The organism is Vibrio sp. 1874 (genome assembly GCF_033344395.1).
GTDB lineage: Bacteria > Pseudomonadota > Gammaproteobacteria > Enterobacterales > Vibrionaceae > Vibrio > Vibrio alginolyticus.
Genome location: NZ_JAWPOR010000001.1, coordinates 826818 through 840271 on the forward strand (window position 1 = coordinate 826818; position 13454 = coordinate 840271).

The 13454-nt window shown below is 44.1% G+C and carries 10 protein-coding genes; 7 read left to right on the top strand and 3 right to left on the bottom strand.

What is annotated here, in order from left to right; all coding sequences use genetic code 11:
• Positions 1-204: 204 nt before the first annotated feature.
• The 3 genes from R8N46_RS03685 to R8N46_RS03695 form a co-directional block, all read right to left on the bottom strand.
• Positions 205-546, bottom strand: coding sequence for a hypothetical protein (locus tag R8N46_RS03685; RefSeq protein WP_025998581.1), 342 nt, complete (start codon positions 544-546; stop codon positions 205-207).
• A 10-nt stretch (positions 547-556) separates the two neighbouring features.
• Positions 557-2470: a tetratricopeptide repeat-containing diguanylate cyclase gene (locus R8N46_RS03690; protein ID WP_115386683.1), complete on the bottom strand. Its 1914-nt coding sequence runs from the start codon at positions 2468-2470 to the stop codon at positions 557-559.
• A gap of 612 nt (positions 2471-3082) precedes the next feature.
• Entirely contained in the window at positions 3083-4339 is a 1257-nt protein-coding gene (locus tag R8N46_RS03695) for an aromatic amino acid transport family protein (protein WP_005375868.1), read from the bottom strand.
• Positions 4340-4718: 379 nt separating this feature from the next.
• On the opposite strand from R8N46_RS03695, the gene R8N46_RS03700 reads away from it, so the two are divergent.
• From R8N46_RS03700 to R8N46_RS03730, 7 genes are all read left to right on the top strand, one after another.
• On the top strand, positions 4719-5153 hold the full coding sequence (locus R8N46_RS03700) for a GNAT family N-acetyltransferase (protein WP_017634213.1): 435 nt from the start codon (positions 4719-4721) through the stop codon (positions 5151-5153).
• Between the two features lie 292 nt (positions 5154-5445).
• The gene (locus tag R8N46_RS03705; protein ID WP_213972157.1) at positions 5446-8109 is read left to right on the top strand and encodes a nitrate reductase; all 2664 of its coding nucleotides are present in this window, start codon (positions 5446-5448) and stop codon (positions 8107-8109) included.
• Between the two features lie 20 nt (positions 8110-8129).
• Complete coding sequence (gene cobA, locus R8N46_RS03710) at positions 8130-9035, top strand: uroporphyrinogen-III C-methyltransferase (RefSeq protein WP_213972158.1); 906 nt, start codon at positions 8130-8132, stop codon at positions 9033-9035.
• The gene (locus R8N46_RS03715) at positions 9032-9985 is read left to right on the top strand and encodes a glycosyl transferase family protein (RefSeq protein WP_213972159.1); all 954 of its coding nucleotides are present in this window, start codon (positions 9032-9034) and stop codon (positions 9983-9985) included. Before cobA ends, R8N46_RS03715 begins: the two co-directional genes overlap by 4 nt.
• A 229-nt stretch (positions 9986-10214) precedes the next feature.
• Positions 10215-11132, top strand: a complete 918-nt coding sequence (locus R8N46_RS03720; protein ID WP_054578976.1) for a dienelactone hydrolase family protein — start codon at positions 10215-10217, stop codon at positions 11130-11132.
• A 73-nt stretch (positions 11133-11205) separates the two neighbouring features.
• Positions 11206-11787: an ANTAR domain-containing response regulator gene (locus tag R8N46_RS03725; protein ID WP_213972160.1), complete on the top strand. Its 582-nt coding sequence runs from the start codon at positions 11206-11208 to the stop codon at positions 11785-11787.
• A 265-nt stretch (positions 11788-12052) separates the two neighbouring features.
• Complete coding sequence (locus R8N46_RS03730) at positions 12053-13417, top strand: CmpA/NrtA family ABC transporter substrate-binding protein (protein WP_213972161.1); 1365 nt, start codon at positions 12053-12055, stop codon at positions 13415-13417.
• Positions 13418-13454: the final 37 nt, after the last annotated feature.

The window sequence follows — 13454 nt, forward strand, 5'->3', positions numbered from 1 at the left end:
TATTCCGCTAACAGGAACAAACAAAGCTAACGACAAAGAATAAGGACGAAAACCATTTACAACTTGTTTACATTAAAAGTTCGATGGACAACATAAGTCTTTGTTAATTTACTGAAACCATGAGGTTTTTATATGTCGCATCGAACATGCATGAAAAATGAAAAGCAGAAAATACGAGTGTACCGTCTGCTTCAAGATGGTGGGTTATTTAGTTGAAGCGGGTTGAATAGTTGCGATTGGTTTCTTGGGTTCGGCTTTTTTCTTAGGCAGCACGTTATCAATCCACTTTTTAATGTACAACTTATCGAATTCTTTATCACACCACTTTTTGTTTAATCCACGTCGATTGAACTCAGCACCAATCGCCACTTTGGTTTGGTTGGTTGCACGGTTGTAGTAGAGAGTTTCACATAGTTGAGTGTTACTCATTTGCTGGGCATATACATTGACACTGCTGCTGCGCATTCCCAGTTGAGATGCTTGCTGATTACTACACGCCATAAGAAATAGAGGCGCAAAAGTAATAATGATTAGATTTTTTTTCATGTGTGCTTTTTTATGATGTAGGATGAATGATGAACTGGTTTCTACCAGCTTGCTTCGCATCATACAAAGCTTGGTCTGCCAAGAAAAACCACTGATCCCATTCTTGTTTAATTGTTTGTGCCGACAGTTTGTCCACTGCTCCAAGGGAAATTGTCGCGCTTAATGGTTTAGAGTCAACCACCAATGGCGTGTTTTCAACAGTATATCTCAATCGTTCCAAAAACTTAGCGCAATCTTCAGCTCGCTGTACTTCGAATAATAGGACAAACTCTTCTCCACCCCAACGAATGAGTAGGTCACCAGAGCGAGTGGATTCATTAAATAGCGTGGCAATATGAGTCAGCATTTTATCGCCAATATCGTGTCCATATTGATCATTAAAGGTTTTAAAATGATCAACATCTAAAACTGCTAAGGCAAATGTTCTATCTGGGCTTCTACGAGCCATTTTGTCCAGCCAAATGTGAAGATAGCGACGGTTATGCAGTTGAGTTAACGGATCGGTAGTATTTTCTTGAGTGAGTGCTTTATTAATACGTCTAACGCGCAGTACGTAACGAAAACCAACGACACCAATTGCCGTAATAGCGATAAAGTAGAACATTTCTCGATAGCGCTGCGAACGCAGTTCAGACGCTTGTAGCGCATTTTTTGTTTCTAGCAATTTGAGTTCTTTCTGGGCTAACTTAGCTTCGAGATCAAACTTAATGTTAATCATCTCTTCACCATGAATATGATGAGAAAACTCAGCCTCTAGCTCTCTTAATTGGGTTAAATAATGAAAAGCAGCTTCATAGTCATTAAGAATTTGATGAGCGTTTACCAGTACCGAAAGCATATCAATACGCTGCCGCAGCTCTAATTCACTGGTTGACTTGGTTTGTTCTAGAACGTTAAGCGCTGTTGTAATAGCTTTATCGTATTGTTTGTTTGCGAGGTAAGCCTCTGCAAATGCCTCGTAACAAGACGTTTTTAGCATTTCTAGATTTTTTGGAATGGGCAGGTCTACGCAACGCTGTGCGACCATTAATGCATCATCAATTTTTCCTACCGAGCTCAACATTTGTGAAAAGCTGGATAAAGAGTGGTGCTTGACTGTGTCCGACCCCGTTTGCATTGAAAGTCGAATGGCTTCATTGAAATAATATTCCGCTTTTTTGTTATCTCCGAGGCTCGAGTGAACGATGCTAAGGTTTGCGTAGATAACACCCATAAAAAAGCTATTATCGTATTGATATTCGCTCTCTAGGTAAGTGTCGAGGGCTTGCGTTAGGTAACTGTTGGCCCGAGCCCAATCTGATGCGTCGATGTAGACCGTCCCAATGTTGTTCAGTGTCATCGCGACTTGTATTTCAAATACTGTTTTTTCTAATAACTCATAGGCATTGCGATAATATTTTAGGCCACTGCGTAGTTGATTTCGAGATACTTCTAGATTGCCTAACCAGCGGTAAGCACGGCCTTCTAATGCTAGATAACCAAGATCACGGGCTGTAGAAACAACGTCATGGAGTAACAATTCTGCGTTCCAGTTATCGTCTTGCTCAATCATTGTTACAGCTTTATTGAGCTGTGCTTCAGCGACGACCCATTCCAAATGGTGCTTTTTACCGAATTCGATTAAATCGGGCATATCTTTCGGTAATGGAACGCCTTCGTAACGCTTAAGGTACTTTCGTGCAAAGTAATACAGAGCAAGAGACTCCGCTGATGCATGCTGTGGCGTATTTAACTCATCTTTTTGAATTGATCGCGGCTTACCCATCGAGCGAAAGTAGAGTTTTAACATGGGCTTGCTTTCTGCTGAAATGTGTTCTTCCAGATAAGCTTGCTTTTCGGTACTCGCCAGTACGTTGGTGGGATGCAAGAAAAGTCCAAGTGCAGTACAAAGTGCGCAAGCCAGTGTTTTAATTGAGAAGTGCATGAGCGTATTAATAAAATGTGATCTCTTAACCGAATACCAGTTAAGTCTACCATTTCTTGTTGGTTAAGTGCGGATGGATTCCCAGTGGCAAAGTGTTTTGGGAGTGAGATACGAGAAGGATCTCTATAATATTATGATTTATAAAAACAAAATCTATTGAAAACTTATGTAATGATTGGAAGATGGCATAGGTAGGGTAACGATGGAAGGTAAGTGAGCATATTCGGTGGACTCAATCTAATGATTTAAGCCGCGGATTCATCGCTCGAAATCAGGGTGAAGTGTAAAAAATTACGTTTCTGTCATAAATATTTAATGTTTGTATGGGTTGTTAAAAAACTGGATATTAGACATAGTGTTATTAAGCCAATAAAAAATGGCTATTTATAATAAATAGGAGATTAACTATGCATAATGAAATGATTCAACCTTCGCACTTCGGCATTATCGGCCGTACCTGCATCGCTTCAGTACTTATGATTGCGGGTGTTTTCGCTCTTATTTAAGAGTCAAGGGTAACGATGATTACCTTTTAAAGAGTAAGAAAATTCAGGGAATCACCTTAACCTTGTGTAAGGTATTCCCCTGAAAATCCAAGCTAGTCTTTAGTTATTAGCTGAAGAAGCTAAAAATCAATGCACTTACCGCCACAATGCCTGCTGCTAGAACAAAGTAAGTAGAGACATTTCCTCGATATTGTTTCATCGCCTCGATTTTATACACCGCTAACATTGGCATAATAAATAAGATCATTGCAATAACAGGCCCTGACAATGCTTCCATCATACCAAGAATACTTGGGTTCATGATCGCCGCCGCCCAGATTGAGAAGAACAGTGCTGCCACGCTGATACGATCAACACGCTTCTCAGATAGGTTAAAATGCTTGGTAATTAAACCATTTAAGCTTTCACGCGCACCTAAAAAATGCCCAAGGAAAGATGAAGTGATAGCAACAAACGCTACTAAAGGACCAAGTGTTGCAATAAATGGATTATCGGTTGCGTTCGCTAAGTAAGACAATACGGATACGTTTTGTTCTTTTGCTTGAGCCAATTGTTCAGGTGACAGTGTTAGTACACAGGAAAATACAAAAATAAGAACAAAGGCAATCAGCATAATGCTAGTGCGACGAAGAATAACTTCGGATTTGGCATCTGCCTGCTTACCGTAATGGCGACGTTGTACATTTGCAAAGCTTGAAATTGCAGCTGCGTGACTAAACGAGAAAATCACTACAGGAACTGCTAACCACATAGTGCTAGCAAAAGCTGACGCTTCTGGCACATCCATGACAGGCATGGTCCAGTTCGGTATTAAGTAAAATGATAGAAAGGCAAGAATGGCAACAAGTGGGAACACCATGATGGCAAAGGCCCGTAGCATTACTTTTTCACCCGCCATCATAATAGCAATTAGTGCAAACACTAGTACGCCAGAAAGCAAAGGTCTAGGTAAAGAAGCCATATCAGCCTGATTTACCATGAAGCTATCTACTGTGTTTGTTATTCCAACCCCATATATCAACAGGATCGGGAAGATCGAAAGAAAATACAGCAGTGAAATAGAACGACCTGCTTTTGCGCCGAAGTGCTCTTCCACTACATCAGTGAAGTCTGCGTTTTTGATCTTAGAAGATAGTACAAAACGAGCTAAGCCACGGTGCGCAAGATAGGTCATTGGAAAAGCAAGTACTGCCATCGCGACTAAAGGCCAAAAACCACCAATCCCAAGGTTAATTGGCAGAAACAGGATGCCTGCGCCAACGGCTGTTCCAAATAGGCTAAGAACCCAATGTGTATCATGTTTTGACCAAGCTGTGGTTGTGTTTATTTCACTAGGATTTAAGGCATTTCGAGATTCTTTCACTTTAAAACTCGCTTTTATAAAAATAATAATGCTGAAAATGGTAAAGGTTTTAGTGTTTATTATCACACGCGAAGCTTGGTGAATAATGCTGTGAATTTGGGGTGGTTGTAAATTATCCAACTATGAATTTTTCAATAAACCAGAATAAAGTTCTTAAATGTAATGCATTTAATGGTTATATGTATTGAAATTTTCATCTTGTGTGGTTTTTGATTTTGCGGTTAAAACTTAATCACGGATGTATGTTCTAAGTGAGTTAGGCCTAATTTTCAGGAAGAATATTACATTTCTTAAGCACTTAATTGAGATGTTTGTGTCCCGTCATTTAGATGAGATTTAGGTATACTGCTGCCATTCATGTTAAAGAAGGAGTCATTGAATGGACATCTTGTCTGCGCAAAAAGAGGACTTATTTGCCATATATAAGCTCGAAAATACTTTATTTGGAGAACACGCCTATCCTCAATTTTTCTTTCGGCAAGCTTTTGATTGTTGGGGAGAGAGTTTACTGGTAGCAAAAGAGGGAGAGCAGGTCGCAGGGTATATATTGCTAACGACTAGCACAAATGCACATCAATATTGGATCATGTCATTGGCCGTCGATATTCAACATAGAGGTAAAGGTATTGCGCGTTCCCTCCTAGAAAACGTTATTGCGTCGTTGACGTTAGGCTCAAGCGTGAAATTGACTGTCGATCCTAAGAACCAACCTGCATTGTCTTTATACCTCTCCCTTGGCTTTAAAACGTTAGAAGAAGAAGCGCATTATTTTGGTGACGAAGAATCCAGGTTAGTTATGGAATTAGTAAAGTAATACTGCACGATAATGACCGAAATTTGCACACAATCAGTGCGTAGCATTACGTTGCTATAATTGGTTTTAAGCTAACCCTTTGTATGGTAAGGGTTTTTAATCTTGGCACCTCACTTGCTTTACATAAACGTTCATCGATAACTCGATGCGCCGCTCTTAATAGCAGGCGAGAGCGGTATAGGGTATTACTTTTTGAAAATGTACTAACAGCGTTAAAGGCATTGCTGCCTCTCTCGATTCGGGAGAGGCTTTTTTTTGCTAGTAAGTTGGGCTGAATCGCACTGGAGGTGTTATGTCGCAAGGATGCAAAAAAACCACTTGTCCCTATTGTGGTGTTGGATGTGGTGTCGAGGTCAATGCGAAAGGAATCGTTGGGGATGTGTGTCATCCTGCAAATGCGGGATCACTGTGCGTGAAGGGTGTCGCGCTGGCAGAGAGCTTGAATATGCCTTCGCGCTTGTTGTATCCAAAGCTTGTCACCAAGCAACGACCTCAAGGGCAAGAGGTGCAATGGCAACAAGCCACGGATCTGATTGCTGAAAAGATTCATCAAGCGAAAGCGGAGTTTGGACCGGATTCCATCGCGATGTACGTGTCAGGGCAGTTGTTAACGGAAGACTATTACGTCGCCAACAAACTCATGAAAGGCTATGTTGGCAGCGCAAACATCGATACGAACTCGCGTTTGTGTATGTCTTCGGCGGTTGCGGCTCATGTACGAGCATTTGGTGAAGATGTCGTTCCCGTCAATTACGACGATATTGATAAGACTGAGCTATTGATCATTTGCGGTGCTAATACCGCTTGGACGCACCCTGTTTTATTCCGACGTATTCAACAAGCGAGAGAAAACAATCCTAACCTCAAGCTGGTGGTCATTGACCCGCGTGAAACGGTCACTGCACAGCAAGCCGATTTGCATCTATCGATTAAAAACGATGGGGATGTATCACTTTTTAATGGGCTGCTTAAGTTTCTTATTGAGCAGCAATGTATTGATTCTGAATACATAAATTCCTATACCGACGGGTTTGATACACTTAAAGAAGAAGTCTCTGACTTGCGTTACGATGTCACTAATCTAACGTCTTCCATTGGGATTTCAGAAGAAAAACTCACGACATTCTTCCAATGGTTTGCACAAAGCCCAACCGCAATCACGTTGTTTTGCCAAGGGGTTAACCAAGCCGAAAATGGTGTCGATAAAGGCAATGCCATTATTAATGCACACTTGGCGACAGGTAAAATTGCCAAGTCAGGTTGCGGGCCATTTTCTATTACAGGTCAACCGAATGCGATGGGTGGACGAGAAGTGGGTGGTTTGGCAAATCAATTAGCGGTTCATCGTGCTTTTGACGCAGAGTCTATTAAGCAAGTGCAGGCGTTCTGGGATTCACCAGAAATTGCCACTCAGCCCGGTTTAAAAGCCGTTGAACTGTTTGAGGCGGTAGAACGTGGTGAGATTAAAGTTCTGTGGATCATGGCAACCAATCCTGTTGTCTCTTTGCCAGATAACCAATTGGTAAAACGAGCACTAGAGATTTGTCCGTTTGTGATTGTTTCCGATATCACAGCGGATTCGGATGTTGCGCATTACGCGGACCTATTGCTGCCCGCCGCTGGTTGGGGGGAGAAGCAAGGCATGGTGACCAACTCTGAGCGTCGACTTTCAAGGCAGCGCCAGTTTCAAACGCCTCCGGGTGAAGCAAAATCAGATTGGTGGGCGATATGCCAAGTCGGACAAGCTCTGTGTGCATTGGAAAAGACACAAAATGGCTTTGCGTTTACTTCTGAGCGGGCGGTATTCAGGGAATATGCGGCGATGACAGGTATGAATGCAGATTCGCCATTGAAGCTAGATCTTTCTCAATACGCCAACTTAACCGAGCAAGAATACGAAGAGTGGGTGCCAACACAATGGGGAGGAGAGCGTCCTTTTGCTGATGGCGTCTATTCGCACCCAGATGGTAAAGCGCGTTTTGTCGTGACCAGTGAATCTCCAACGCGTTTAGAAAGAACAAAAGGCTGGTGGCTCAATACGGGCAGGCAACGCGATCAATGGCATACCATGACGCGCACAGGTCATATCGCACACCTTGCCGCCTCTGAGTTAGAACCAACCGTGTACATGAACACACTCTCTGCTACTCAAAATCGCTTAAAAGCAGGACAACTCACCAAGCTGTTTCAGCCTACTTCAAACACCAGTATTTATGCCAAAGTTGCAATTGATGAAGGTTTGGGTTTTCAAGAGCTATTTATGTCAATGCACTGGGCGGGTCGATATGGCGGTGAAAGCAGTGTTAACGCGATAGTAAACAGCGCAAAAGACCCTATTTCCGGGCAGCCTGCGTTTAAGTCGTCTTATGTTGAAGTGCAAGATGCGGCGGTAAAAACCTACGGTATGTTCATCGGTACACAGTTTGATTCCGGTAAATTTCTCTACAGCGCATTTCAAGCAGAAAGCAATTTGGGCATTTGGCGCTTTGCACACGATAAGCGACCAAAGAAGCAGAGTTTTTGTCGAACGGAAAAGAGCCGCAGAATTACGATAGATATTGCCCAAGGTTGGTTAGCAGTGGATTACGACCTTGTTGGAGAGGTTCGTATCATTCGTTCTGTTTTAGTGGTGTCTAGTGAACCGATTCAAACCGACTACACCAACTTTACCGGCTTGATTGGCAAACCGATGGAGCTATCGCAACTGCTTACCATCACTCAATCGCAAAGTAGCGCCAAACTGGTTTGTAGTTGTTTCCGCGTTACCGATAAACAAATACATGACGCGATGGAGAAACAAGACTGCACGTCAGTGACCCAACTTCAAAACAAACTCAAATGCGGTACTAACTGTGGCTCGTGCGTCTCTCAAATCAAACAAATGGTCGACAGCCATCAGCATCAAAAGGGCAAACAGCAAGCGAACCAGCAAAGTTTGGCTATTCAAATAAAGTAAGTCATAAAGAGGATAAGCACATGGAAGCGCCTTATCAAAAGTCTTGGTTTAAGAAAGGACAAGCGAGTCAGAAACAAGAACGCTCGTCTCGCTTTTCTAAGCATGATCAAGCAAGCAAACTGAACCAACTTTTAGAAGACCATTCACTAGACCTGGACGCGAACCACAAAGGTTTTGTCTCGATTGTCGGAGCTGGGCCGCACGATCCAGACTTGTTAACCGTAAAGGCAGTGAAAGCGATTATGTCGGCAGAGGTTCTGTTGTACGACCGTTTGGTTAACAAAGATATTTTGGAGTTGGCTTCGCCACAAGCCGATTGGATTTACGTGGGCAAACGATGCGGACAACCCAGTATTGGTCAGGAAGAAATCTGTGATTTGATGGTGTCGCTCGCTCAACAAGGAAAGCGAGTTGTACGCTTAAAAGGGGGAGATCCTTTTGTATTTGGCCGTGGAGGTGAAGAGGCGTTAGCACTCGTCAAACACTCAATCGCTTACGAAGTCATCCCCGGTATTACTGCTGCGATTGGGTGTTCCGCAAACAGCTTGATTCCGCTGACTCATCGTGGCGTTGCTCGCAGCGTTACCTTTGTGACAGGGCAAGTGGTAACAGGCGCATTTGAGGCTTGGAGCCAACTGATGCAAAGCGGACAAACGTTAGTCTTCTATATGGGGTTAGAAAAGTCATCGCAAATACAAACGGGTTTATTAGGCTCCGGTTTGAGAGAAGATTTCCCTGTCGCGATCATCACTCATGGTTGCAGCCCTCAACAACGAGTGCACGTTACACAACTCAATCAGCTCAATGATTTATCGATTACACTTAAAGGCGTGAGTCCAGCATTGATTGTGATGGGAGAAGTTGTCAAACTGCGCGAACAACTAATAGAAACCGTACAGTCAGTGACGAAATACGAGGGAATATGAGCAGCATTTTGGAATGTATTAGAACAGTCGGTCGTGGCGAACGTGGTAGAAAACCACTGAACTTTGACCAAGCGTTTCGAGTTATGGATGAATACCTAAACGGTGAGTGCGATGACGATCAGATGGCAATGTTATTGATGCTGATTCGTGTACAGAACGAGACTCAACAAGAAATCGCCGGCTTTGTGAAAGCATTCCAATCCCGCATGCCTGCTATTGGTGCAGACATCGACTGGCCATGTTATGCAGGTAAACGTGAAGCGGCAGGTCAACCTTGGCACCTGTTGGCAGCGAAGATCCTCGCCGATAATGGCCATAAAGTGCTGATGCATGGTTATCACGACCGTCAATCTGGTCGTTTGCATGCTGAAGATTACCTCGACAAGTTTGCTATCAAGAAAGCGGAATCAGCCGAAGACGCAAAACGTGTCTTAGACACACAAAACATCGTGTATCTGCCGCTCAGTGCGTTCGCTCCTCAAGCAGAAACCATGATCGGTTGGAAGAATCGTTATGGGCTTAGAACGCCGATTAATACTGTGGTTCGAGCATTGAATCCGGGGCAGGCGACGGTTGGTATTCGTGGTAGCTTCCATCCTGGATTCCAACAACTTCATGCTGAAGTCGAATACGAGATTGGTCAAACCGCTCATGCTGTTGTGTCCTTCAAAGGACAATCGGGTGAGTCAGAATACAACCCGAAAGTAAGCCAAACGGTCTGGTTAAGCCAAACAAGCGGCGTGACATCGCACTACTGGACGGAGCAAATGCTGTCTGAGGTGACAATGCCTGCGAACTGCCCGTTTGGGACGTCAGAAGATGACATGAACCAAATGGCGAATACGGTTCTTGCCACCATGACAGTGGTGCTATTTGCACAAATGCACGACAGAGAAAAAGCATTCGAACGAGCCTTCTCTTACTGGCAAGCCTATTGCGCCCAGCAATGACGCACTATTGTCAATTAATGTAAAACCAACGACGCAAAGTTGTTGAATCTGAATCCATTATCTATTGTTTGAAGAAGGTAAAAGATCCTAGCTCGCCAATGATGTGTTTCACCACCTTGCTCCGTATCAGAGTGGTGAAACCGCAGTTTTAGCCTCAATCGCGTTCGTTTCTCGCTGCGCTTTTGAGAATGAGAAAATCCCATATGGTAAGACACAGAGGACATGGATAATGGTTCTAAAGCATACCACTCCTAGTGAAAAGGCTTCTCATCCGATCCCGCAAGAAGCCTTCGATTGGTACGACGAATACGCCCACGGAAAAATCTCGCGCCGTGAGTTTCTAAATAGGCTGGGTGGCCTTGCTGTGCTTGGCTTTAGCATGACAGCACTGGTTGACGCGCTAACCCCGAATTACGCACTCGCAGAACAAGTTTCATTTAACGATCCTGACATCAAAGCAACTTACGAAACCTTTCCATCTCCAAATGGGTATGGAGAAGGGCGTGGTTATTTGGTGATGCCACAGAAGAAGACCTTGAAATCGCCGACCGTGTTGGTGATTCATGAAAATCGAGGTCTGAACCCTTATATCAAAGACGTGGCTAGGCGACTTGCAAAAGACGGCTTTATTGCTTTCGCTCCAGACGCGCTTTATCCACTCGGCGGCTATCCGGGGAACGACGATGAAGGTCGCGCAATGCAGAAAGAGATGGACAGAGCCAAGATCGAACAAGACTTTATTGCAGCCGCTAACTTCCTCAAACAATACGAGGGTGGAAACGGTAAATTGGGCGCGGTTGGATTCTGCTTCGGTGGATACATTGTCAACATGCTCGCAGCAGTTATGCCAGAAGAACTCGATGCAGGTGTGCCTTTCTATGGAACACCTGCGGCTCAAGAGATCCAAAAGCAAGTCAAAGGGCCGTTGATGATTCACTTTGCAGGGCTCGATAAGCGTGTTAACGACACATGGCCTGCTTATGAGCAGCAATTGATCGCAACCGACGCACAGTATCAAGCGTTAATGTATGAGAACGTCAACCACGGCTTCCATAACGACTCAACAGCACGCTACGCACCGGAAGAAGCGGCGCTCGCTTGGGAACGTACACTCGGCTTCTTCAAAGAACATCTCGCCTCTAGTTAAAACGCTTCAACTTTAGTTGGCACATTCCTTGTTATCTCTCTCTTAGTGAGTGAGATATAAACAAGGAATGTGCATGACTCAATCAACGTCAAAAACACCCATTATAGTATGCTGTGATGGCCTCCAAGAGCAGGCTCGATTGTCCGGTTTGTTGAGCAAAGATTACGACAACATCATTGGCTGCCAATTGGCACAACTAGAAACGCTTATGCAGCGAGAACCGTCAGCAAGCGTTGTGGTTGGATGGCAGCAACCAACCGCGGAACTGCGTTTGATCGTCGATTTCTGCCGCAGAAAATCGGCACCACTTCTTATCGTCTTAAAGAAATTATCATCCAATGATATCAATCGTTTATCAGAAAAAATGGACTATGTTCTTATGCCGCACGATAGTGAGTTTGCACTTCAACCTTGGATTGAACATGCGACATTAGTGAGAGCGAAATTCGAAAGTATGCAATCGGAAATTGAATTACTGACCAATAAGATTGAAGAGCGCAAGCTGGTGGAAAAAGCGAAAGGTCTGCTGATGAAGATGCACAGCGTTGATGAAGGACAGGCTTATAAAGCGCTAAGAAATTCAGCCATGCAATCGAGCCAAACGCTCGCACAAGTTGCCAAGAATTTGATAACTACTTTGGAAGTTTTGGATTAGTTGCTCTACCACTTTGGGGTTAGGGTGCGTTTTCTAACGTGGTGCGTGTTGCACTATCAGCAAGCAATAACAGGGAATAACAAACGGCAAGATATACTAATCTATTGTATTTACTGTGAAAAATAAGTTGGCACAGTAATTGGATTAGAAGAATTGGGTTTATTGTTGAATCGCTTATCTCAATTATCAACGGCGGTAATTGTAGACTTAGCAACGGCGCTACTGCTCTTCGGAGCAGTGGCGCTTTTTTTATGGGAGCAAACCAATGAAATGGAGTTCGATGCTGAAAGTGTCAGCAATTTCGTTATCGGTATTCACCGCGGTCAGTGTAAAGGCAGAGTTGGGTGAACCAGAAATTGAAGATCTGAAGTTTGGTTTTATTAAGTTAACTGATATGGCACCGCTGGCGGTTGCTTATGAGAAAGGCTTTTTTGAAGACGAAGGCTTGTACGTCACTTTAGAAGCACAAGCAAACTGGAAGGTGCTATTAGACCGAGTCATCGACGGTGAGCTTGCTGGCGCGCACATGCTTGCTGGTCAGCCATTGGGCGCAACGATTGGTGTTGGCACAAAAGCAGAAGTGATTACTGCGTTCAGTATGGATTTGAACGGCAACGCAATCACGGTTTCCAATGATACTTGGGAGCAGATGAAGCAATACATTCCAAAGCAACCAGATGGCAAGCCAGTTCACCCAATCAAAGCGGATGCACTGAAGCCTGTGGTCGACAGCTATCTGGATAAAGGCAAACCGTTCAACATGGGGATGGTGTTCCCTGTATCGACGCACAACTATGAGTTGCGATACTGGTTAGCGGCAGGTGGGATTCATCCAGGTTTTTACGTACCAGACTCAGGCGATAACAGTGGCCAGTTGGATGCTGACGTTCTTTTGAGTGTTACACCGCCACCACAAATGCCAGCAACAATGGAAGCGGGCACGATCAAAGGGTACTGCGTAGGCGAACCATGGAACCAACAAGCCGTATTCAAAGGTATTGGTACGCCAGTCGTGACCGATTACGAGATCTGGAAGAACAACCCAGAGAAAGTGTTTGGTGTTTCCAAAGCTTGGGCTGAGAAGTATCCAAACACGCACATTCGCGTAGTGAAAGCCTTGATTCGAGCTGCACATTGGTTGGATGAAAACGACAATGCCAACCGCCAAGAAGCAGTGAAGATGCTATCAAAAAGCGAATACGTCGGAGCCGATGCCGAAGTTATTGCCAACTCAATGACCGGCACATTTGAATACGAGAAAGGCGACAAACGAGACGTGCCAGACTTCAATGTGTTCTTCCGTCATAACGCCACTTATCCGTATTACAGCGATGCGATTTGGTATCTGACTCAAATGCGCCGTTGGGGACAAATCTCAAGCGAGAAATCCGATGATTGGTACATGGATGTGGCAAAAGAGGTTTACCGTCCAGATATCTACCAACAAGCGGCTCAAGCGCTAATTGAAGATGGTGTGTTGAGCAAAAAAGACTTCCCAGATTTCAATGCTGAAGATGGTTTTCGTGCGCCACAAACACACTTTATCGACAACATCGTTTATGACGGTCGCGAGCCAAATAAATATCTAGAGAAGTTCTCTATCGGGCTTAAAGGAAAAGACAAGGTTTAACCGTAACGATAAACGCCACAGGCGAGGGGATTCGCTT